The following is a 24,192-nucleotide window of genomic DNA, read 5'->3' on the forward strand; positions in this document are numbered from 1 at the left end:
ATGCCACATCCTTTTTTGTAATTGTTCATAAAATATAATCTCTATTGAAATACTATCTGAAGACAATTATTTTGTGCGGAAGGAAAACAAAATGGTGAAAAAGATATTACGTATTATTTCTATTATCATTAGCATAGTAATTTTTCTAATTGTTTGGATGCATATTGATGTAACACTGGGAAGGAAAATGGAAGCTGATAAAAACCAACGGAAAGACTATGCTCCTCATTATAGTGATTTTCAATTATATGTAGAGGGGAGATCGCTATATCATCAGTTATTTTCCGATATAAAAGAAGCAAAGCATTCTATTTTTACTTATTTTTATATTATTTCGGATGATAAAAGTAGCCATACTTTCTTAAATTTATTAAAAGAAAAAGCTGAAGAAGGAGTACAAGTATACTTATCGGTCGATTGGATTAATGATTTATCGTTCCAAAGAAAGCTGAAGAAGGAATTACAAGCAAGTGGCGTACATTTTACATACAGTAGGAAACCGGAGTTCCCATTCTTTTTTTATTCACTCCATCACCGCAATCATCGCCGTATTACAACGATAGATGGAAAGATAGGGTATACAGGCGGCTTTAACATAGGTAATGAATATTTAGGAGAGGAAAAGCGCTTTGGATATTGGAGAGATTACCATATACGATTACAAGGAGAAGGAGTAACAGATTTAGAGGAACAGTTTGTGTTAGATTGGAAACGAGATACTCCGATAGAAATTAAGCGAACGATTCAGCCGGTTGTTACAGGGAAAACATTACATACTATGTCTAGTTATAATGGACATGGAGTTGTTGCAAAGTACATCGAATTAATAAAGAGGGCCAAACATTCTATTGTAATTGCCACCCCGTATTTTATCCCTCGAGATAAAGAACTCATGAACGCTTTAATCCAGGCGCGAAATCGTGGTGTCTCTGTAAAGGTACTATGGTCTTACAAACCGGATGTTCCACTTATAAAAGAAGCGGCATATCCGTATATTCGTAAATCGATAGAGAACGGAATTATTGTATATGGTTATAAAAAGGGGATGTTCCATGGGAAATTAATACTTATTGATAATGAAACGATGGTGATTGGAACAACAAACTTTACTTCACGCAGTTTTCATATAAATGATGAGGTGGATTTCTATATATATGATGGTCCGGTGATTCAACAAATGAATCGTGTGTTAGAGCGGGATTTTCAAGATTCAAAAGAAATGACTTCATCATTTTTTAATCATTTATCATTTTTAGAGAAGTGTAAAGAAAGAATAGCATGGCTGTTTAATTACTATTTATAATAAAGATGAATGTGGGATGTGTGTAAAATAGTTCTATTGTTGGGTGCGGAATTTAAATAGTAAATGAAATAATATTGTATTTCAAAGTTTGTGATTGTAGCAATGGTATTGATAGCGGTTATTAGAAGGGCGTTTCATGAATAGTGGATAATAGGATGCTGTTTATTATGTTGTTAAGGTAATACTTTTTAGAAAGAGTAAGGTGCGGCAAAGGCCGCACCTATTTTTAAAGTCAAAGTTTTGTTTATTCTAGAAAAAGTCATTTTTCGTCTACGAGTTCTGTTAATTCATGATTAATTAACGTGCCAATATGCTCACCTAAACATATTTTCCTCATCACTCCTGGTTCATCGAAATTAAAAACATGAGCAGGTAAGTGGTAGTCACGTGCAAGTAATAAGGCTGATTGGTCCATCACTTTTATATTATTCCGAACGACATCATTATAATTTAAATAGCGATACATTTTTGCTGACTTATTTCGTTTTGGGTCACTTGTGAAAACGCCATCTACACCTTGTTTTGCAACTAAAATCGCATCGCTATTCATTTCAATTGCGCGCTGGACGCTTGGGTAATCTGTTGTAACGAACGGTTGCCCGTTTCCGCCGCCAAAGATGACGATATATCCTTTTTCTAAATGGTGAACGGCCCGTAAACGAATATAGGGCTCTGCCACCGCTGTAAACGGGATAGATGTCATAACACGCACTTCTTTACCTGTTTTACTTGTGAGCACGCCACGTAACATTAAACTATTCATAATTGTCCCTAATGTCCCTATATTATCCGCTTCCACACGGTCAATCCCCCATTCCTCAGCTAAATTGCCTCTGAAAATGTTACCACCGCCAACGACAAGAGAAACTTCAATACCTAAATCGACAATTGATAAAATCTCAGTTGCGATATGTTCTAGACGTTTGGAACCAAAACTATTTCCATCTGGATCAGCTAGAGCGCCGCCGCTGAGTTTAATTAAAACGCGATTGTATGGTTTCATTATCGTCACTCCTTATTTAAAGCAAAGTTTTTTCAGTGAGTCCGGAACCATCACTGAGAATTCATCCTCATCATATGGGGTTCTTATAGGTAGTTTATTCCTAACCTAATTGTTTTGCTCATGTGGCACTATTCTGTATGTTAGAAGTGTATGAAGTTGTAATAAAAAAGGAGCAGAGGCGAATGCCTTTGCTCCTTTGCGAGAAAATGAAATAGAAAAGGAAGAGTTATAAGGAAACCTTTCGTATGGTTCTTCATAACATCCACTCCTTTTCACATTAGTTATGTTAAATAAACTTATCTTTTAGATTATATAAAGAAATCGGATGATTCAGTAATGTTATTTTCATTTTTATCTTCAAGGGATGTCAATGAAAAAATGAAGAAAAAAATTGAATTTTTTGTGACGAACCTGTAGGTTTTTGTCTGATTTTGTAGGTTTACTTATATCATGTGATTAAGCTTTTATAAATACAAATTGAAAGCGTTCGCATGAAGGGATGAAAATATATGAAAAAATTCGGATTAGCAACACAGATTTTTGTTGCGCTTGTTTTAGGGATTGTAGTAGGGGCAATCTTTTATGGCAATAAAACAGCAATTTCTTATATCACACCAATTGGAGATATATTTATTCATTTAATTAAAATGATTGTAGTACCAATCGTTATTTCTGCACTGATTGTTGCAGTAGCTGGTGTAGGGGATATGAAAAAGCTTGGGAAATTAGGCGGAAAGACAATTCTCTATTTTGAAATTATCACAACAATTGCAATCTTAATGGGATTAATTGCAGCGAACCTGTTCCATCCAGGAACGGGCGTTGATATGAATAACTTACAGCAAACTGATATTTCATCATACAAGCAGACGGCTGATGCAACAGAGAAAAAAGGTTTTGCAGAAACGATTGTTCACATTGTACCAAAGAATGTATTCGAATCAATTGCACAAGGAGATTTATTACCAATTATTTTCTTCTCTGTGTTGTTTGGTTTAGGAGTTGCAGCAATTGGAGAAAAAGGAAAACCGGTGTTTAATTTCTTTGAAGGTGTGCTCGAAGCGATGTTTTGGGTTACAAATCAAGTTATGAAGTTTGCACCATTCGGTGTATTTGCATTAATTGCTGTTACGGTTGCAAAATTCGGTGTGGCAACACTACTTCCTTTAGGAAAATTAGTGCTAGCTGTGTATGTAACTGTTATACTATTTGTTATTGTTGTATTAGGTATTAATGCACGTATGGTAGGAGTAAACATTTTCACATTAATGAAAGTTTTAAAAGAAGAACTTATTCTTTCGTTTACGACAGCAAGTTCAGAAGCTGTTTTACCTAATATAATGAGAAAAATGGAAGAATTCGGTTGTCCGAAGGCAGTTGCTTCTTTCGTTATTCCAACAGGTTATACATTTAACTTAACAGGATCAGCAATTTATCAAGCGTTGGCGGCATTATTCGTCGCACAAATGTATGGTGTACACATGTCGATAACGGAACAAATTACATTGTTATTTGTTTTAATGTTAACATCAAAAGGTATGGCAGGGGTACCAGGTGCTTCATTTGTTGTTGTACTTGCAACATTAGGATCCATGGGACTACCGCTTGAAGGTATCGCTTTAATTGCTGGTATCGACCGTATTTTAGATATGATTCGCTCATCCGTCAATGTGTTAGGGAATGCATTAGCAGCTATTGTATTGTCAAAATGGGAAGGCGAATTTGATCATGAGAAAGCAAAACAATATGTAGAAACTGTCAAACAAACAGAAGCAGCATAAGAAATGGATGAGGAGTGAGTTATGGTGGCAACATTAACTGAAACTACAAAAGATGTTCGAATTGAAAAAGATTTTTTAGGTGAAAAAGAAGTACCAATGCATGCTTATTATGGAGTTCAAACAATGCGTGCTGTAGAGAACTTTCCAATTACAGGTTATAAAATTCATGAAGGTTTAATTAAAGCCTTTGCGATTGTTAAAAAAGCAGCGGCACTTGCGAACACAGATGTAGGACGATTGGAATTAAACAAAGGCGGTGCTATTGCAGAAGCCGCACAAGAAATTTTGGATGGAAAATGGCATGAGCATTTTATTGTTGACCCAATCCAAGGCGGAGCAGGAACTTCTATGAATATGAATGCAAATGAAGTCATTGCTAATCGTGCCCTTGAATTATTAGAGATGGAAAAGGGAGACTATCATTATGTTAGTCCAAATAGTCACGTGAATATGGCGCAGTCAACGAATGATGCATTCCCAACAGCAATTCATATTGCGACATTAAATGCATTAGAAGAGTTATTACAAACAATCGGTTATATGCATGATGTATTTGAATTAAAAGCGGAGCAATTTGATCATGTGATTAAAATGGGACGTACGCATTTACAAGACGCTGTACCAATTCGTCTTGGACAGGAGTTTAAAGCATACGCTCGTGTAATCGAACGTGATATAAAGCGAATTCAGCAATCACGTCAACATTTATATGAAGTAAATATGGGAGCGACAGCAGTTGGTACAGGATTAAATGCAGATCCTGAATACATTGAATCAGTAGTGAAACATTTAGCATCAATCAGTGGATTACCTCTTGTTGGAGCGGAAGATTTAGTAGATGCAACGCAAAATACAGATGCATATACAGAAGTGTCAGCAGCGCTAAAAGTATGTATGATGAATATGTCTAAAATTGCGAATGACCTTCGTCTAATGGCATCAGGGCCACGTGTTGGGCTTGCAGAAATTATGCTTCCAGCTCGTCAACCAGGTTCATCTATTATGCCAGGAAAAGTAAACCCTGTTATGCCAGAAGTGATTAACCAAATCGCGTTCCAAGTAATCGGTAATGATCATACAATTTGCCTTGCTTCAGAAGCGGGTCAATTAGAACTAAATGTTATGGAGCCAGTACTTGTTTTTAACTTACTTCAATCGATTAGCATAATGAATAACGGTTTCCGTGCCTTCACAGATAATTGTCTAAAAGGTATTGAAGCAAATGAAGAACGCCTGAAAGAATATGTTGAGAAAAGTGTTGGAGTGATTACAGCTGTTAATCCGCATATTGGATATGAGGCAGCGGCTCGTGTTGCGAAAGAAGCAATTGCAACTGGACAGTCTGTCAGAGAACTTTGTGTGAAAAATGGTGTACTATCACAAGAAGAATTAGATTTAATTTTAGATCCATTTGAAATGACACATCCGGGGATTGCGGGAGCAACTCTTCTAAAGAAAAATTAAAAGAAGAGGGGACATTCCCCTCTTTTTTGTTTACAATATAGAAATGGTATATAGTGAAACTTTAATCAATAGAGGTTTTATTTGCCAGTGAATAGTGGGATAAAAGGTAGGGATTGTATGAGTAAATTTACAGTTTCCTCTAATGGGACATTAGAAACAACATTAAGAGGAGTAGAAGTATTAGCAACGCCAATTTTAAATAAAGGTGTCGCTTTCACGAAAGAAGAAAGAGAAGAACTAGGATTAAAAGGGTTATTACCACCTGCGGTATTAACATTGGATGAACAAGCACGCCGTGCGTATAAGCAGTTTTGTTCACAGCCAGACGATTTATTAAAAAACGTATATTTAACAGCATTACATGATCGTAATGAAGTGTTATTTTATCGCTTACTAACAGATCATTTACGTGAGATGCTTCCAATTGTGTATACGCCAACTGTTGGTGTAGCAATTCAAAGATATAGTCATGAGTATCGTAAACCACGTGGAGTGTATTTATCCATTAATGATCCTTCTGGCATAGAAGAAGCATTTTCTAATATTGGTGCAACAGCTGAAAATATCGACTTAGTCGTTGTAACTGATGGTGAAGGAATATTAGGAATTGGTGACTGGGGCGTTGGTGGTATTAATATTGCTATTGGGAAGTTAGCAGTTTATACAGCAGCAGTTGGAATCGATCCTAGTCGGGTATTACCTGTTATTTTAGATGTTGGAACGAACCGTGAGGATCTATTAAATAATCCGTTTTATATCGGAAATCGTCACCCTCGTGTAACTGGTGAAGCTTATGACGCATTTATCGATACATTTGTAAAGGCTGTATGTAATAAGTTTCCGAAAGCGTTACTACATTGGGAAGATTTTAGCTCACGTAATGCACGTCGAATTTTAGATAAATATCGTAATCATGTATGTACATTTAATGATGATATTCAAGGAACTGGTGCTGTTTCACTTGCAGCTGTATTATCAGCAGTGAAAGCTTCTAGTGTTCCTTTATGTGAACATCGCGTTGTAGTATTTGGTGCTGGAACAGCTGGAATTGGAATTGCAGATCAAGTACGAGATGCAATGATTCGTGCTGGTTTATCAGAGCAGGAAGCAAATGAGTGTTTCTGGTGTATTGACCGTAACGGCTTAATTACAGATAACATGGGAGATCTTCTTGATTTCCAGCGTCCATATGCGCGTAAGGAATCTGAAGTGAACGAGTGGGAACAAAGTGAGGTAGTTGGACTTGCAGAAGTTGTTAAACATGTAAAACCAACAATTTTAATTGGTACATCAACTGTTGCGGGTGCATTTACAGAGGAAATTGTAAAAGAAATGGCTTCGCATGTAGAAAGACCGATCATTTTACCAATGTCGAATCCAACACCACTTGCAGAAGCAAAGCCGGTCGATTTGATAAGTTGGACAGAAGGACGAGCACTTGTAGCAACAGGTAGTCCATTTGAGCCAGTGACATATGACGGTGTAACGTATGTAATCGGACAATCAAATAATGCGCTTATCTTCCCAGGTCTTGGTCTTGGAACAATTGTTGTTCGCGCAAGTGTAATGACAGATGGTATGTTTGCAGCAGCTGCAGAAGCAGTAGCAAGCATGGTAGATACAAGTCAGCCAGGAGCACCAATTCTTCCAGAAGTAGAAGAGTTGCGTAACATCTCAGAGATAGTAGCGGTTGAAGTAGCCAAAGCAGCGGTTGCTGAAGGGGTTGCTCGTGAGGAACTCAGTGATAACGATATCAGAAAAGCTGTGAAAGAAGCAATGTGGCAACCTGAATATCGCCAAGTAAAAGCAGTAGAAAAGGTAACAATATAGAAATAAAGCCCGTTTATATCATAAGCGGGCTTTCCTGTTTTAATTTTTGAATAAACATATTTCATAAATGGGAAGTGACATCTTTGAATTGGAATCAATTATGGAAAAAAGATATGTCCCTTTTAATTATTTTAATGGTCGTTGTTCCTATTGCTGGTGAGCTGAATTTTCACCCGTTTAATGATACATTTCGCGTGAGTTTTGGAACACCAATTTTTTTCTTTTTACTATTGTTTTTACGTAAAATACCGGCTGCTGTAGTCGGTCTACTTGTTGGAGTATCTGTAGTAGGATTTCGGGTTTGTATTGATTGGATGTTACAAGGTTCTTTTCAGGTAATGGATTCTTTTTATTTGCGTTATCCAGTCTTTTTTTATTATTTTGTTTATGGAAGTCTTTTTTCGTTATGTAGGGTAAATAAATTCCATCAAAGACCAATTGTAATTGGATGTCTTGGGATTACAATTGAGATTGTAGCAAGTATGTCAGAACTAGCTTTTTATCATGTTTTAGTACTTGGTACAACGATCATGATTTCCGAAATAAATAAATTGATTATTATCGCGGTTTTTCGAAGTTTCTTTGCCCTTGGTTTCTTAAATATGATGAGTTTATATGAAACGAAATTAAAAGAAGCGCAAGTTCGGAAAGAAAATGAAAAGATGTTGATGCATCTTTCTAATTTATATGTGGAATCTGTTCATTTAAAAAAGACACTTCAAAATGCAGAATTAATTACACAAGAAGCATATCAATTATATCGAAATTTACAAGCTAGTAATAGTTCTAGTGGTATAGAAGTGCAAAGTAAAAAAGCATTGAAAATTGCTGGGGAAGTACATGAAATAAAAAAAGATAACCAAAGAATTTTTGCGGGATTATCAAAGCTTTTATTAGATAAAAATCTTTCTGAATACATAGAAGGTCATGAGTTGACAGAAATGATTGTTAGGATAAATGAGAAATACGCTCAGTTATTAGGGAAAGAGATAACATTTTCTAAAAATATAGAAGGTGAGCATGGGGAATATCATGTTTATACTGTATTGTCGATTTTAAATAATTTAGTTGCCAATGCTGTTGAAGCAATAGAGGGTGTTGGTGCGATTGTAATAAACAGCTATAAACAAGAAGAAAATGTAATGTTTGAAGTAATAGATAATGGTCCTGGTATTGCACAAAAATATAAAGAGTTAGTATTTAAACCGGGATTTACTTCGAAGTATGATCAGACAGGTACACCATCAACGGGAATAGGTTTGTCATACATAAAAGAGATGGTTACAGAACTAGGCGGAGAAGTGACCCTTCAGGATGGAGAAGATGAAAGAGGATGTAAGTTTGTCGTATGGTTACCTGAGTCTAGTTTAACCAGGGAAGGGTGATTGGATGTTTTATTACATCGTAGATGATGATGAAGTATTTCGCTCTATGCTATCACAAATTATCGAAGATGAGGATCTTGGGGAAGTAGTAGGGGAAGCGGAAGATGGTGCTTTTGTTGAATTGGACCAGTTGAATTTTAAAAAGGTAGATATTTTATTTATTGATTTATTAATGCCAATTCGAGATGGCATTGAAACCGTTCGTCATATTGCACCATCATTTACAGGGAAAGTAATTATGATTTCTCAGGTTGAGTCGAAACAATTAATTGGAGAAGCGTATTCTCTTGGGGTTGAATATTATATTACAAAACCATTGAATAAAATTGAGGTTGTATCTGTTGTGCGAAAAGTGATGGAACGTATTCGATTAGAACGATCTATACAAGATATTCAAAAATCATTGAATAATGTATTTCAATGGGAACAACCACAAGTTCGAAATGAATTAGTGCAAGAAGAGAAAAAAATGGCGGACTCAGGTCGTTATTTATTATCGGAGCTCGGAATCGCTGGTGAGAATGGAAGTAAAGATTTACTTAGTATGCTCGAATATTTATTTGGTCAAGAAAAAGAAAAAACATTTGAATATGGATTTCCAGCACTGAAAGATATTTTTCACTATATTACGGTTAAAAAATTAGGGGGGACGGCCTCAGAAGCGGAAATTGATAAAGAAAGAAAAGCTTCGGAACAAAGGGTGCGCCGAGCGATTTATCAATCTCTGAACCATCTAGCTTCCCTTGGTTTAACAGATTTTTCGAATCCGAAATTTGAAAGTTATGCGCCGAAGTTTTTTGATTTTACAATTGTTCGTAAGCGTATGACAGAAATGACAAAGGAAGAACTAACAACATCTGGGCACACGAGAATTAATACGAAGAAGTTTATTCAAGTATTGTATTTTGAGGCGAAAAGATTTATGGAGATAGAATAGAGGATGCTTCTAAATGAGCATCTTCTTTTTGTGGTTGAAATTCTGAATTTTTTATTTTATGGAAATAAAAGGGTGTTAAGTGTTGCGTCGTTCATTTTATCATTTGTATCTTCCGCTATTCTAGGTGAATGCACTTTTTGTATTTTAGAGTGATCGACATATTCATTTGAAAACTCCATAGCATATTTATCACGATGATGTATGTTAGATGAAGAACGTAAATCTTCGTCTTCATGTAAATATAAAAAATATTTATTCGGCTATAAATCAGAATAATCTTTAGTTAGATGGGTTAATCATAAAAATAGAATTCCATATTACTTCGAATATATTTGAATGTTTTCCCAAAGGGGGATTAATTTTGAGCACAGTAGAAAATACACTATCCATTTTTGCTTTAGGTGGAGTAAATGAAATAGGAAAAAATATGTACGCCATACAATATGCAAATGATATTGTGGTAATTGATTGCGGTTCTAAGTTTCCAGATGAAAGTTTATTAGGTATTGATCTGATCATCCCGGATACTACATACTTGCAAGAAAATAAGGATAAAATTCGCGGTTTAGTTGTTACACATGGACACGAAGATCATATTGGAGGTATCCCGTATCTATTAAAACAATTGAATGTACCAATTTATGCAACAAAATTAACAATCGGTTTAATTGGAATTAAATTAAAAGAACATGGGCTTCAAAATTCAACGCAATTATTTGTTATTGATTCTGAATCGGTGATTGAATTTGGTTCAATAAGCCTAACATTTTTTAAAACGAATCACAGTATCCCTGACTGCCTTGGTATTGCTTTTCATACACCAGAGGGTACTGTCGTACATACAGGCGACTTCAAATTTGATTTGACTCCTGTAAATAATCAATACCCAGATATTCATAAAATGGCTAAAATCGGAAGCGGCGGTGTTTTAGCCTTGCTCTCTGAAAGTACGAATGCAGAACGCCCTGGATTTACTCCATCAGAACGATCTGTAGGTGAGCGCATTGAAGAAGCGTTCATTAAAGCTCATAGAAAAGTCATTATTTCTACATTTGCTTCGAATGTTAATCGTGTACAGCAAGTGGTAGATGCAGCTGTAAAAACGAATAGAAAGCTTGCTTTGCTTGGGAGGAGTATGGTTAATGTAGTGTCCGTTGCTCTAGAACAAGGTTATTTGAATATACCTGAGGGAATGTTAATAGAAGCGAATGAGATCAATCAAATGGAGCCAGAAAGGGTAGCTATTCTTTGTACTGGAAGTCAAGGTGAACCGATGGCTGCTTTATCTCGTTTAGCCAGTGGAAACTATCGGCAGGTAGATATCCTACCCGAAGATACTGTCATTTTAGCTGCAACTCCTATCCCAGGAAATGAACGTAATGTTTCACGTATTATAGATAATTTATTTTTATTGGGAGCCAATGTTATTTATGGATCGGGAAGTTCAACGGGAATGCATGTTTCTGGACATGCTTATCAAGAAGAATTAAAGTTAATGCTTACTTTAATGAAACCTAAATATTTCATTCCTATTCATGGTGAATTTAGAATGTTACATCATCATAGTCTATTAGCAGAGTCCGTTGGTGTTAAGAAAGAGAATATTTATGTTATTAGTAATGGTGATGTAGTTGATATAAAGAACCAAGTCGCTTGGAAATCCAGACGAATACCTGCAGGGAATATATATGTAGATGGTTTGGGTATTGGAGATGTTGGAAATGCTATCTTACGCGATCGTAAGCAGCTTTCAGAAGATGGTATGCTTGTTATAGTTATCACTCTTAGTAAAACAGAAAGGAAGATTATTTCTGGTCCGGATACGATTTCTCGTGGATTTGTATATGTTCGTGATTCGGAAGACTTTTTGCAGAGGATTAACCAATTGGTTGTAGCAACTATTAACAATTTACAAAAAGAAAATGTTAGTCAATGGAATGTTCTTAAAAAAGAAATAAAAGAAGTACTTGGACAGTTTGTATACTCACATACAAAAAGAAAACCAATGATTCTTCCTATAATAATTGAAGTTTAAACTGAATGTTTTAAGTAATTGCTGTTTGATATTACTGTGTATACATGTAAAATGTTGAATAAGAGTAGATAAAAAACATTAGAAATGTTTGTATTCTAATGTTTTTTTTATATAACGTTAAGAAAGATAAACTTTTATTTTTAGGGAAGGGTCAAAATAATGAGCTTTACATTAAATAAAACAATAATTAAACGAATATGTGGAGAAACCTCATATAAAAAGGGTGAGGCCTATTATAAGACAGACAAGGTTGATGTTACTAATTACGATACGCAGAGAAATATTTGTGAGGTAACAGTAAAGGGGAACGGAGATTTCTATGTCAAGATAGAAACCGCTCATAATGGTGATGTTGTTGGGGAATGCAGTTGTCCTTCACTTGCTTCTTTTCATACATACTGTCAACATATTGCAGCTGCATTACTATATATAAATAATTTTCAGCGAAGTGGCCAATCATTGACAGCCAATTCAAAAAAGGATGCCATAAACGCTAGAGATGCTCAACTAGCGAATGGTATGTTGGATTTATTTGATGAAAAGCCCCTGCGTCCGAAAAGTAAGCAGCATCGATTTGATACACGAAAAGTACTTGATGTGGAATTCATTTGTATTCCAGTGTCTTCTGAAAATGGGGGGGCGCTGTTTGGTATTCAAGTAAAGTTAGAGAAGTTATACACTGTTTATAACCTTAGAGAGTTTCTGAATAGAGTGGAACAAAGAGAGCCTTTCATATGTTCCAATGATTTTACTTATACGCCAGAGCTATACAGCTTTCAACAAGAAACAGATGCTGTTATTCAGCTGCTAATTCAAATGTACCGGAATGAAAAAATGTATGTAGAATCGTTGCAAATGGACTGTGAACAAAATGAAAGTATGATTTTAATTCCACCAGCTTCTTGGAAAGAGATGCTTTCTCTACTTTCTAATACTTCATTTGTAAGACTACAACATGATGGGGAATCATTTCATGGTGTACAGGTCTCGAAAGGGTTACTGCCTTTAGCTTTTGAGTTCAACAAAGGTGTAAACGGAGGATATACACTTCAGATTGATGGATTACAACAAGTTCAAGTAATGGATACATATGGTTATGCTCTTTTTGAAGGGAAATTATATCATTTAAACATGGAAGAGTGCAATCGACTCATTGAATTAAAAAGAATGATGAATCGCTCTGGCAGTAATCAATTTCATATTTCAGCTGAGAAAATGAGGCATTTTGTAGCGAAAGTAGTACCAGGTTTAATGAAGCTAGGAAATGTTCGAATTGACGAGGTTATATCGGAGCGTGTTGAAACACCTCCTTTGAAAGCGAAACTATTTTTAGACCGAGTTAAAAATCGATTATTAGCAGGACTAGAATTCCAATATGGAAATGTGGTTATCAATCCGTTAGAAGAGGATGGACAACCGTCCGTCTTCAATCGGGATGAGAAAAAAGAACGAGAAATTTTAGAAATCATGAATGCGAGTGCCTTTGCTAAAACGGAAGGCGGCTATTTTATGCATAATGAGGAAGCGGAATATAATTTCTTATACCATGTAGTTCCAAAGTTAAACAGTTTACTTGAAGTTTATGCAACTACGGCTATTAAATTGCGTATTCATCGAGGAAACAGTGGACCCCTTATAAGAGTAAGGCGGAAAGAACGAATTGATTGGTTATCATTTCGTTTTGATATAAAAGGAATTCCTGAAGCTGAGATTAAAGGTGTATTGGCAGCACTTGAGGAGAAACGTAAATATTATCGATTGGCAAACGGTTCCTTACTATCGCTCGAGAGCAAGGAATTTAATGAAGTTAACCAGTTTATAAAGGAATCGGGTATTCGAAAGGAAATTCTACAGGGAGAAGAAGTGAATGTACCTCTCGTGCGCAGTGTGAAATGGATGAGTTCACTTCGGGAAGGGAATGTTCTAAGTTTAGATCAGTCCGTTCGAGAATTAATGGAAAACATTCGAAATCCTAAAAATATGAAATTTACTGTGCCAGACAGTTTAATTCTAGTGCTTAGAGAGTATCAAAAAGATGGATTCGAGTGGATGAAAACACTGGCGCATTATCGATTTGGCGGTATTTTAGCAGATGATATGGGTCTTGGAAAAACGTTGCAAAGTATTACTTTTATAACTTCTGTTTTACCTGAAATTCGAGAGAAGAAACTACCTGTATTAGTTGTATCGCCTTCTTCTTTAGTTTATAACTGGCTGAGTGAGCTGGAAAAATTCACTCCCGATATACGAGCTGTTATTGTGGATGGAAATCAAACTGAACGTAGAAAGATTTTAAAAGATATCACAAAGTATGACGTCATTATCACGTCATATCCTTTATTACGAAGAGATATAAGGCTATATGCACAGCCGTTCCATACGTTGTTTCTTGATGAGGCGCAAGCGTTTAAAAATCATACGACGCAAACCGCAAAGGCAGTGAAAATGATTCAAGCAGAGTATCGTTTTGGATTGACCGGAACGCCTGTAGAAAATTCTTTAGAGGAACTTTGGTCTATTTTCAATGTAGTATTCCCGGAATTGTTACCAGGAAAAAAAGAATTTGGGGACTTGAAGCGTGAAAATATTGCAAAGCGGGTGAAACCGTTCGTATTACGTCGTTTAAAAGAAGATGTGCTAAAAGAATTGCCAGAGAAAATTGAGCATTTACAGTCTTCAGAACTGCTTCCAGAGCAGAAAAAAATATATGCAGCTTATTTGGCAAAATTGAGAGAAGAAACGCTAAAACATTTAGATAAAGATACATTGCGTAAAAATAAAATTAGAATTTTAGCCGGCTTGACGAGGCTTCGGCAAGTTTGTTGCCACCCAGGTTTGTTTGTAGACGATTACAAGGGAAGTTCAGCTAAGTTTGAACAGCTACTCGAAATTGTAGAGGAGTGCAGAAGTACCGGGAAAAGAATTCTTATCTTTTCGCAATTTACGAAGATGCTCTCCATTATTGGGCGTGAATTGAATCGTCAAGCTATATCTTATTTCTATTTAGATGGGAATACACCATCAGCTGAGCGTGTAGAACTATGCAATCGATTTAACGAGGGGGAAGGCGATTTATTCCTCATCTCTTTAAAGGCGGGCGGTACGGGGCTTAATTTAACTGGGGCTGATACGGTTATACTATACGATTTATGGTGGAATCCTGCGGTCGAACAGCAAGCGGCAGATCGTGCTTATCGAATGGGACAAAAGAATACTGTACAAGTAATCAAATTAGTAGCGCATGGCACGATTGAAGAAAAAATGAATGAGTTACAAGAGAGTAAGAAGCATTTAATTGCAGAAGTGATTGAATCAGGGCAAGAAAAATTTTCCTCCATTACAGAGGAAGAGATTAGAGAAATTCTTATGATTTGACAGAATAAAAAGCTATTCTTCCATAGATACGAAAGAATAGCTTTTTTCATTATGAACGTAATAATTACATTTTTTCGTTTAAAATAAGTGGACATGAATGCTAATTATAATGCTTTGGGTTACTTCTTGTTTCAGGTTTTTTTTAGTTATCTCGCATTAGCGGGCAGTAAGACCCCCACCTCAAGATTGAGAGAGCATCGAGGAAGATAGGTGGGGATAACTGCCCGTAAAGGCCCGATTGGTGAGGGCTAATAATCAGTGGAGAATGAAGAAAACCCTCATTGATTAAAGTTTCACTTTATTTTTTTGTACCTTTACTTTTATAAGGTTTCGCATTTTTCTTTTTCTTAGCGCTAGATTGCCAACGGTTCCAGCCCTTACTTCCTGTTCCTTGACCGGTACCTTTCTTAGCTTTTGCTTTCGTTTTACTCATATTATCACTCCGTTACTATTCTATAAAAAATCTACTTTGATAGCAGTCAATGTCTTTGAAATATAATCTCGATCTATGACTATGTTTGTTCCTATTCGTTATAGATCAGAACAAACAACTGAATGATATAGTATATCATAAAATCGGCGGTAATTTGATGTATTATGAAATCATTATCGAAATTTGCATAGATTTCTTTGAATTGTAGAACGTTATACATATGAAAAGAATTACAAAGGAAAAGAAAATGTTGAGAAATACAATGGATTCTGTTTTTCGGACGATCACACTTCTAGTTATATACATGATGGTTACATTAAGTAAATCATTTTTTAGATTGAAGCCACAAAAGAAGCGATAACTCTCATAAAGTTTTAAAGAATCGATAAAGAAATAAAATAAAGAATTGAAAAATATTTTTAAATTTTTGTTGACTTTCTCGTTTTTTTGTATAGAATAATCATTAATAAAATGTTTCAGAGATGTGACAACAAAACGACTGTGAAAGGACGAGTAGTAGTAGGACGTAGTCAAAGCGAGTCAGGGGTGGTGTGAGCCTGATACGAAGCCTGTTATGAAGAACCTCCTGGAGTCGCTAACCGAAATCCTTTAGAGGAAATTAGACTTAGCCGGGAACTTCGCCGTTACAAGAAGAACAGTATCGAGATTTCTCTAATCTCCGTACTGAATAAGTGAGCAACCTCTGTTGCTAATTTGGGTGGTACCGCGGAACCAAAGCCTTTCGTCCCAGTTTTTTGGGAAAGAAGGGCTTTTTTTGTTGGCTTCTTTTCACTACATCCAAACATTTTAGGAGGAAAAGGGCATGTATCAATCATTAATGACAGTAAGAGAGACACAAATCGCAATCAAGGAAGTTAAAACATTTTTTGAGGATCAATTAGCAAAACGTCTTGGACTATTCCGCGTATCTGCACCATTATTTGTAACGAAAAAATCAGGTTTAAACGATCACCTAAACGGTGTAGAACGTCCAATTGAATTTGACATGCTTCACTCAGGAGAAGAATTAGAAATTGTTCATTCACTAGCGAAATGGAAACGATCTGCACTGCATGAATATGGTTATGAAGCTGGTGAAGGTTTATATACGAATATGAACGCGATTCGCCGTGATGAGGAACTTGATGCAACACATTCGATTTACGTTGACCAATGGGATTGGGAAAAAATCATTCAAAAAGAGTGGCGTACAGTAGATTACTTACAAGAAATAGTACAAACAATTTATGGAATATTCAAAGATTTAGAAGATTATTTATTTGAAAAATACCCGTTCCTTGGGAAGTATTTACCAGAAGATATCGTATTTGTTACGTCTCAAGAATTAGAAGATAAATATCCAGAGTTAACACCGAAAGATCGTGAGCATGCGATTGCGAAAGAACACGGTGCAGTCTTCATCATTGGAATTGGTGATGCACTTCGATCTGGTGAAAAACATGATGGACGCGCAGCTGATTATGATGATTGGAAATTAAACGGAGACATCTTATTCTGGCATCCGGTACTGCAATCTTCATTTGAATTATCATCAATGGGAATCCGCGTTGATAGTAAATCACTTGATGAACAGTTAACGAAGACAGGAGAAGATTTCAAACGTGAGTACGATTTCCATAAAGGAATTTTAGAAGACGTACTACCGCTTACAATTGGTGGTGGCATTGGACAATCAAGAATGTGCATGTACTTCTTACGTAAAGCGCATATTGGTGAAGTTCAAACTTCTGTATGGCCTGATGACATGCGTGAAGCGTGTAAGAAGGAAAACATTCATTTATTTTAATCAGGAATGAATTGAATTATTTTTTAAACATGACGATTTATAATGTAAAATGACAATACAGTTAGTTAATTTTAAAAGCTCAAACAAGCATAACCCCGTTCTAAATTTAGGACGGGGTTAAAAATATAGTTGTTTAATCTTGATGTAAGATACTTCACTACACGAAAAAATATAACAATAAAGGCGTTTGAAAATCTAAGTTTTCTTCAATAATAGCACCCTTTAGCAGAATAACAAAACAATCCCTAATTCAGGGTTGTTTGAGTAAATATTTGCTTAATCCCCGTTTGTTAAGATTGCAAGCTCATCTATTGCGTATTTTATTTCATCTTTAATGTTATAGAAATGAGGGGCGATTCTTATTACATCCTTTCTTGCAGAAACAATAATTTTTTTGTCTCTTAGCATCCCCTCTACTTTTGATGCATTTTCAACATGAAAAGACATTAGACTTGTTCTATTATCAGTAGATAATGGTCCAATGAGATGCAATCCTTTTTCTTGTCCATAAAATATGATAAATTGGGTTAACTCTTTTAAATATGTTTCAATATTGCCTATCCCAACCTCAAGTAGCAATCTTAATGCCTCATAGGCTGCATAGATACTTATAAAAGAAGGCGTCCCCGTTTCAAAACGACGAGCCCCCATTGCAGAAACAGGGTTATAAATGTCAAATGAAGATGCTTGTTCTTGTCCAAACCATCCAGTAACTCTTGGTTTTAATTGCTCTGCCAGTTCTTTTTTTATATACAAAAAAGCTACGCCGGGAATTCCTAACATGTATTTACGAGTTCCCGTTGCTAATATATCAATCTTCATCTCTTTCACATCAATCGGAATATGTCCTGCTGATTGGTAAGCATCAACGAATAAAAGCGAGCCTTTTCTATGCACAATATCAGCAATCTCTCTAACGTTTTGCTTATAACCGTTGTAATAGTTCACATGTGGAATACATGTAATAAGCGTATCAGTTGTTATTTCTTTTTCATATTGTTCCAGAGGTATTTCCCCATTGGATGAACGAATTACCGAAATATTATCCTTAAATGGTTCTTGTGCAAACCATATATGACTGACAGTTGGAAAATCTATATCCGTAAACACGATTTTATTTTTCTCTTGCTGATAAGGGAGGGAAGTTGCAATTGCAGAAATAGCATCAGAAACAGAACATAATACAGCAACCTCATCTGTTTCAGCTCCAATAAGTTCAGCAAATTTCACCCTAGTCTCCTCCACTTTACTTATCGCTTCATTCCAATTACTACCTGACAGTAGTAGGCTATTCTGATATTCCTCAATAGCTCTTGAAACAGGTTTTGCCAATGCCCCTTGGGAACAACTAGCTAGATGTGTATGAGTAGCTAATATAGGAAATAATGTGCGATAAAAATCATGGTTCAATTCCTTTCCCCCCTTTTCTTCACAACAAATAATTCTGTATGTGAATTTTAAAATCCTTCTTCCACTATACGGCCCGATTGTTGAATAGAATGACCCGTCTTTTTTAAATGTAGTGTAGTGCATGGAGAAAAAAGACAAATCTTTTACGAAAAATAATGCCTGCTTTCTACATGAAGAGTAAGAACTTATTCGTTTTTAATAGACTTAGGGGGAATAAATCATGTTCGTTGCTTATTCAAGAAAAGACCCATTAGTTGAAAAGGTTTGGGATTCATTCACACAAAATCTAATATCCTAATATCTACCGAATCAATGTAGCCTATGTCTTCTCTTAGGTCCCAGAGTTTTACTTTGGATGTTTTTTTATGTTTCGTAAATTGGAATACTGTACATAATCAAAAAATAACAGCTAATTGTATGATAGACTGGAATTTGAAATAACATGTATGTGCTAATTATTCTATTAGGATACATATGTATTTGTTTTGTAGATGTCTCTAACAGAATGTAAAAGGAGAGAAAAGTATGTTACATAGTTTATATGCAATAGAAGAAGCACGAAATGGAAACATATATACGAAAGAAGCAAATATATGGTTAGGGTTTTTATTAGAAGAATTTGGAGCGGTAAGTATAGAAAGAAATTACCGGAGTGTATTAGAGTATGTGGAACGGACGCTAAGGCATTTAGAAAAAATGAATGTTTCATATGGTATTCGTGCGCGTGTAGAAACTGTATTGTGCTGGAGTGAAGTATCGAAGTGTGGTTCTGTAACGCAGCGCAAGAAGTGGAAGGAGTTAGGGGTATCATTTTTAGTACATAACGAAGATTCAGCGGATATTTATAGACGATATTTTCCATATGATGATGTAACATGTGCACTTATTCGTACACATGGATTAATAGGGCAAGTTTTACGAGGTGAAGTATCCATGACTTCTCATGAAGAATTGGTAAGGTTATGGCAGCAAGGAGCGATTCAAAAAGATGAACTGCGTGAAGTGCTTCGCGTTTTAAATGAGTGTATTATCACTGGGGTATCTGACAAGTTATGGAAAAGAGTACAAGGAGAGGTATATGAACGTATTGAACAAATACTTTGCGGAGAACTGATTGAATATAGTGTAAAAGATCGAATTCGGCGGTTACGTACGAATGCTTCACCTAATGATACATATTTTATCCAAGAGTATGAGTCAATTATGAATGATAGGTTAGAAGAAATGTTCACAGTACTATTTGATTATGACCTTTGGTATGTAGAAGCAGCATTAACTCATTTTAGCTTTGAAGAATTCGTAAAAGTATTTGTATTAGCCTATCAAAATATCATTCAAAACAATGTAGATCATATCAGTTTTCAGCCACTTATGGATGCATTGTATTACGAGAGAGAGGGAGAAAAATACTTAAATATTTATACGAAACGAGCAATCGAAAAAGTATTGCGAAGCGTATCCGTAGTAGAATTGCTAGATATGGGTCAAATTCCTCAATCCGAAATGTATCCTGAATTAAAGGAAATAGAAAATGTATTAACAATTGGTTTTGGAACAAGTGAAGTTGGAAAAACGCTCATCGAATTTTGTTTAGCTTGTAAAAAAGAAAATAATGTTCATTATGAGCAAGCTGTTATGATGTTATGTGAAATATTTGGTTTACGCCGTGATGCGTTTGATCGGTTGGAAAATGAGGACGAATATCTTTCACATATGAATGGGAGTGTAGATGATAAAGTCACGGTTCTTCCATATGTAGTAGGAGATATAATAGTAGAAATTGGTCCCGGTGGGGGCGCAATGATGAATAAATTTAAAGAAGTTTATCCGAATAAATCGGTTATTGGTGTAGATTTGTCACGAAATGTAATTGAAAAGTTAACAAATGATAAATACGAAAAAGGCTACGACTGGGAAGTTACACTAGGTGATGCTTTACACCTTGCTGATACATTTCATCCAGAAAGCATTTCTACAGTTCATTGTGGCTCGGTGAATCACGAGATCTTTTCTTATGGAGAAACAGAAGGTAAGAAGTTTAATGTTGCAACAATGGAACGTTTAGTGAAGAGTGTATTTCAAATATTGACCCCTGGTGGACGTTGGATTATTCGTGACGGAGTAAAAACAGAAAGTGAAGAATGGTGTGAATTGCAATTTCATGATGAAACGGCTATGCCTTTTTTAAAAAACTATCAACGTGATTTTAAAGGACGAGAAATTAAGGCCAATATATTAGGTGTGGATCGAGTAAGGATGCCAGTTAATGATGCAATGGAATTTTTATATACGTATACGTGGGGAGAAGAAGCATATCCACATGAGGTACAAGAACAATTTGGTGTATTTACACTTCAAGAATATATTGATTTTGTAGAGAGCGTTGTAGGTTCAGAGAATGTAAAAGTAATTGAGGCCAAGCAGTATCTTTTAGAAGGTTATATAGAACACCTATCGCAAAAAGTTACATTGTATGATGAACACGGTGAACAAACAGCATTGCCAAATAGTACATGTTTGATTGTGTTTGAGAAAAGATAAAAGAGAAGAAATTATGTTTTTTACTAAAGGATAGAAGATGGGGCTAGCAAAATTCGATTTCACCGCCTCTTTTCAGAAAAGATTCTGAAACGGATTTACATATAATCTGTTTCGGAATCTTTTTTTTATGAGCATGTATAAATTGAGCTTTAGAAATTATATGTACTAGTTTATATTTTAAACTAATTTTCTCTGGATTTTACTTAGATTTTACATTCACTACCTACAATAAAAAAGAAAACGCAAGTGATAAAAAATTGCACTTGATTTATTTTGCTATTCGCGGGCAGTAATACTCCTATCGCAAGGAGGAGATCTACTACCCGTAAAAGCCCGATTGGTGGGAGTTGATAATAAGTGAAGGATGAAGAAAAAATCACTTATTAAAGTTTCACTTTATAAGATGAGGAGGGAATGTGATGGAGTTAATAATTGATCACGTAACAAAGAAATACGGTGGGAAAGTAGCGTTGAATGATTGTAGTTTACATTTAAAGCCTGGGGTATTAGGACTTTTAGGACCAAACGGTGCGGGGAAGTCTACACTTATGCGGATTTTAGCAACAATTGAACAACCGACGAATGGCAGTGTGATATGGGATGGGGAAAATATTCAAAAGAAACCGAAATTGTTACGTTCACAACTCGGATATTTACCACAAGACTTTGGTGTATATCCAAATATGAACGCAATCGAGTTTTTAGAGTATATAGCAGCGATGAAAGGTTTATCAATGAGCTCTTCAAAAAAGCGTATCAATGAACTGCTTGAAGCGCTGAACTTAATGAATGACCGGAAACGACTATTAGGCGGCTATTCAGGTGGAATGCGGCAAAGGGTTGGAATTGCACAGGCGTTATTAAATGATCCGAAATTATTGATTGTAGATGAGCCAACAGTTGGATTGGATCCTGAAGAACGAATTCGGTTTAGAAATTTATTATCTACTCTTTCTACGGATAGAATCGTTATTTTATCGACGCATATTGTAACGGATATTGAATCGATTGCGAGTGATATAGCTTTATTATCAAAAGGGAATGTATTAGCCCATATGCGTCCTGAACAGCTATTAAAGCATGTGGAGGGGAAAGTATGGGAATGGGTTATACCAGCTTCCGAGTTACATAATGTTCAAAAGAAATATATAGTAAGCAGCGCAATTCACCGGAGTGATGGAATTCATGCGCGCATCGTTTCCAGCAATGCCCCTAGTGCTAAAGCACATATAATCGCATCCTCTCTTGAAGATGCTTACTTATATTATGTTTCTTCGAAAGGAGGGCATAAAATTGAACAATGTATATAATCTATTTTATTTCATTAAAAACAATTTAATTAGACAAATGAGAAGTTATCCATTTTTAATTGTAATTGGATTAACGATTTTTTTGGGGTATACTTGTGTGCCGGCAGCTTCAGCAGGCTATGAAATATTTTATCTTGGTGGAGTGAGAGGGATATATAATTCAAATTGGCTTGGCGGTATGGGAGCAATGACTTCTACTTTATTTATTTGGCTGCTTGGTTTTTATATGTTAAGAAGCCAAATTTCAGACGATCAACAGTTAGGAGTAGGGCAATTGATTGCAGCTTCACCTATAAGCAAATTCCAATATATTTTTAGAAAAACGATTTCTAATTTTATTGTTTTAGTGGTCATTGAGATGGTATTTATCATTGCTTTTATGGTAATGCAATTTATACGTGGGGAAGATCTTTTGTTTCAATTAGGTGGTTATTTATATCCACTCTTTTATATTGTATTTCCTTCGTTATTACTTCTAGCGGCATTCACAACTTTTTTTGATGTGTTTCCTGGTTTAAAAGGCGTAGTAGGTAATATTGTGTTCTTTTTCTTGTGGGTGTTATTAGCGATTATGTCGTTTGAAATGCCGAATCGTTATTTAGATGTATTTGGTTTAGGAATCATTCGTTCTGATATGATACATGATGCAATGAGAGAATATGAATTTTTAAGAGGAACAAATGGTGGAGGATTTGGGTATAACCCAGTAGAGGGAAAGATTAAAATATTTCACTGGGATGGATTGACTTGGGATGTAGAAATACTTGTAACAAGTTTAATTTGGATTGGAATAGCGATGTTATTAATTTGGCTAACGTCCTTTGTGTTTAATAGATTCTGTACATTTACTGAAGTGAAGGGAAAGGTAAGCGAGTTTGAGGAGAATAAGGAAACGATCGCTATGAATGAACAAAATCATAATTCTTTTACATTCACTTCTATAATGAAAACAAAGAACATTAGTATGTTTCGTTTAATTAAAGCAGAGCTATCGATTATGTTAAAAGGCTTTACGATTTGGTGGTATGTAATTGCGATTGGGCTTATAGCATTTGGATTAATATGTCCGGTAGATATATCAAAAGGATGGCTACCTATTATTATAATTTGGCCAATTGCAATTTGGTCACAAATGGCAACTAGAGAATGGTTTTATAGGACAAATCAAATTATTTATTCAAGTTGTTCTCCTTTGTATAAGTTTTTATCGACGTGGATTTCAGGGATTATAGTAGGGGTTATCATCTCTAGTGGTATTATCATTCAGTTAATATTAATTGAAGATATTTCATTTTTGCTTTCTTGGCTTATCGGTATAGTATTCATTCCAACAGTAGCATTGGCACTTGGGATATGGGCTAGGACACGTAAACTGTTTGAAGTATTGTATATAATTTTATGGTATGTAGGACCAGTAAATCATCTCCCCTATGTAGATTTCTTAGGAATATCAACATCATATGTGTTTTTGTATAGTACGTTATCTGTTTTATTACTATGTATCGCACTGATCGGACAGTTACAGCAAGTGGGAAGGTTACGGTTAATATTCAAATAAGTATGCAAGGGGAGTGAGGG

Annotated in this window: 15 protein-coding genes and 1 other annotated feature; of the genes, 12 read left to right on the forward strand and 3 right to left on the reverse strand. The window is 35.5% G+C overall.

The features are described from left to right. Positions 1-91 precede the first annotated feature (91 nt). Complete coding sequence (locus tag QRY57_RS10155; RefSeq protein ID WP_286017335.1) at positions 92-1,303, forward strand: phospholipase D-like domain-containing protein; 1,212 nt, start codon at positions 92-94, stop codon at positions 1,301-1,303. A gap of 259 nt (positions 1,304-1,562) precedes the next feature. Here QRY57_RS10155 and pyrH read toward each other — a convergent pair whose 3' ends face one another. Further along, complete coding sequence (pyrH, locus tag QRY57_RS10160; protein WP_090692217.1) at positions 1,563-2,306, reverse strand: UMP kinase; 744 nt, start codon at positions 2,304-2,306, stop codon at positions 1,563-1,565. Between the two features lie 509 nt (positions 2,307-2,815). Between pyrH and QRY57_RS10165 the strand changes: the two genes are divergently transcribed. The 7 genes from QRY57_RS10165 to QRY57_RS10195 all read left to right on the forward strand — a co-directional run bounded on the left by QRY57_RS10165 (position 2,816) and on the right by QRY57_RS10195 (position 15,113). Then, positions 2,816-4,087, forward strand: coding sequence for a cation:dicarboxylate symporter family transporter (locus QRY57_RS10165; RefSeq protein ID WP_098301725.1), 1,272 nt, complete (start codon positions 2,816-2,818; stop codon positions 4,085-4,087). A gap of 21 nt (positions 4,088-4,108) precedes the next feature. Further along, the gene (gene aspA / locus QRY57_RS10170) at positions 4,109-5,551 is read left to right on the forward strand and encodes an aspartate ammonia-lyase (protein ID WP_286017336.1); all 1,443 of its coding nucleotides are present in this window, start codon (positions 4,109-4,111) and stop codon (positions 5,549-5,551) included. A 117-nt stretch (positions 5,552-5,668) separates the two neighbouring features. Further along, positions 5,669-7,381, forward strand: coding sequence for an oxaloacetate-decarboxylating malate dehydrogenase (gene malS / locus QRY57_RS10175; RefSeq protein ID WP_286017337.1), 1,713 nt, complete (start codon positions 5,669-5,671; stop codon positions 7,379-7,381). A gap of 74 nt (positions 7,382-7,455) precedes the next feature. Beyond that, a complete protein-coding gene (locus QRY57_RS10180) occupies positions 7,456-8,766 on the forward strand; it encodes an ATP-binding protein (RefSeq protein ID WP_286017338.1) in 1,311 nt (436 codons plus the stop codon). A gap of 4 nt (positions 8,767-8,770) precedes the next feature. Continuing rightward, positions 8,771-9,703, forward strand: a complete 933-nt coding sequence (locus QRY57_RS10185) for a response regulator (protein ID WP_286017339.1) — start codon at positions 8,771-8,773, stop codon at positions 9,701-9,703. 361 nt (positions 9,704-10,064) lie between these two features. After that, positions 10,065-11,738 (forward strand): ribonuclease J, encoded by a 1,674-nt coding sequence (locus QRY57_RS10190; RefSeq protein ID WP_286017340.1) that lies wholly within the window; start codon positions 10,065-10,067, stop codon positions 11,736-11,738. Between the two features lie 159 nt (positions 11,739-11,897). Beyond that, complete coding sequence (locus tag QRY57_RS10195; protein WP_286017341.1) at positions 11,898-15,113, forward strand: DEAD/DEAH box helicase; 3,216 nt, start codon at positions 11,898-11,900, stop codon at positions 15,111-15,113. Positions 15,114-15,411: 298 nt separating this feature from the next. Here QRY57_RS10195 and QRY57_RS10200 read toward each other — a convergent pair whose 3' ends face one another. Further along, positions 15,412-15,546, reverse strand: coding sequence for a DUF3934 family protein (locus tag QRY57_RS10200; RefSeq protein ID WP_017152329.1), 135 nt, complete (start codon positions 15,544-15,546; stop codon positions 15,412-15,414). 492 nt (positions 15,547-16,038) lie between these two features. Continuing rightward, positions 16,039-16,299 (forward strand) — a binding site (T-box leader). Positions 16,300-16,369: 70 nt separating this feature from the next. Between QRY57_RS10200 and asnA the strand changes: the two genes are divergently transcribed. Next, positions 16,370-17,353 carry an aspartate--ammonia ligase gene (asnA, locus tag QRY57_RS10205; RefSeq protein ID WP_286017342.1) on the forward strand — a complete coding sequence of 328 codons (984 nt, stop codon included), beginning with the start codon at positions 16,370-16,372 and terminating at the stop codon, positions 17,351-17,353. 276 nt (positions 17,354-17,629) lie between these two features. On the opposite strand, the gene QRY57_RS10210 is transcribed toward asnA, so the two are convergent. Then, the gene (locus QRY57_RS10210; protein WP_208016928.1) at positions 17,630-18,763 is read right to left on the reverse strand and encodes an aminotransferase class V-fold PLP-dependent enzyme; all 1,134 of its coding nucleotides are present in this window, start codon (positions 18,761-18,763) and stop codon (positions 17,630-17,632) included. Positions 18,764-19,288: 525 nt separating this feature from the next. On the opposite strand from QRY57_RS10210, the gene QRY57_RS10215 reads away from it, so the two are divergent. The 3 genes from QRY57_RS10215 to QRY57_RS10225 all read left to right on the forward strand — a co-directional run bounded on the left by QRY57_RS10215 (position 19,289) and on the right by QRY57_RS10225 (position 24,172). Further along, a complete protein-coding gene (locus QRY57_RS10215) occupies positions 19,289-21,304 on the forward strand; it encodes a class I SAM-dependent methyltransferase (RefSeq protein ID WP_286017343.1) in 2,016 nt (671 codons plus the stop codon). A gap of 419 nt (positions 21,305-21,723) precedes the next feature. Continuing rightward, on the forward strand, positions 21,724-22,614 hold the full coding sequence (locus QRY57_RS10220; protein ID WP_286017344.1) for an ABC transporter ATP-binding protein: 891 nt from the start codon (positions 21,724-21,726) through the stop codon (positions 22,612-22,614). Between the two features lie 37 nt (positions 22,615-22,651). Further along, a complete protein-coding gene (locus tag QRY57_RS10225) occupies positions 22,652-24,172 on the forward strand; it encodes a hypothetical protein (RefSeq protein WP_349775677.1) in 1,521 nt (506 codons plus the stop codon). The last annotated feature ends 20 nt before the right edge of the window (positions 24,173-24,192 follow it).

Source organism: Bacillus arachidis, from assembly GCF_030285945.1.
GTDB lineage: Bacteria > Bacillota > Bacilli > Bacillales > Bacillaceae_G > Bacillus_A > Bacillus_A arachidis.

Bases quoted from the DNA above. Each gene is read 5' to 3' on its own strand.
- QRY57_RS10155 (WP_286017335.1), top strand. From the start codon at position 92: ATGGTGAAAAAGATATTACGTATTATTTCTATTATCATTAGCATAGTA.
- pyrH (WP_090692217.1), bottom strand. From the start codon at position 2,306: ATGAAACCATACAATCGCGTTTTAATTAAACTCAGCGGCGGCGCTCTA.
- QRY57_RS10165 (WP_098301725.1), top strand. From the start codon at position 2,816: ATGAAAAAATTCGGATTAGCAACACAGATTTTTGTTGCGCTTGTTTTA.
- aspA (WP_286017336.1), top strand. From the start codon at position 4,109: ATGGTGGCAACATTAACTGAAACTACAAAAGATGTTCGAATTGAAAAA.
- malS (WP_286017337.1), top strand. From the start codon at position 5,669: ATGAGTAAATTTACAGTTTCCTCTAATGGGACATTAGAAACAACATTA.
- QRY57_RS10185 (WP_286017339.1), top strand. From the start codon at position 8,771: ATGTTTTATTACATCGTAGATGATGATGAAGTATTTCGCTCTATGCTA.
- QRY57_RS10195 (WP_286017341.1), top strand. From the start codon at position 11,898: ATGAGCTTTACATTAAATAAAACAATAATTAAACGAATATGTGGAGAA.
- QRY57_RS10200 (WP_017152329.1), bottom strand. From the start codon at position 15,546: ATGAGTAAAACGAAAGCAAAAGCTAAGAAAGGTACCGGTCAAGGAACA.
- asnA (WP_286017342.1), top strand. From the start codon at position 16,370: ATGTATCAATCATTAATGACAGTAAGAGAGACACAAATCGCAATCAAG.
- QRY57_RS10215 (WP_286017343.1), top strand. From the start codon at position 19,289: ATGTTACATAGTTTATATGCAATAGAAGAAGCACGAAATGGAAACATA.
- QRY57_RS10220 (WP_286017344.1), top strand. From the start codon at position 21,724: ATGGAGTTAATAATTGATCACGTAACAAAGAAATACGGTGGGAAAGTA.
- QRY57_RS10225 (WP_349775677.1), top strand. From the start codon at position 22,652: ATGAGAAGTTATCCATTTTTAATTGTAATTGGATTAACGATTTTTTTG.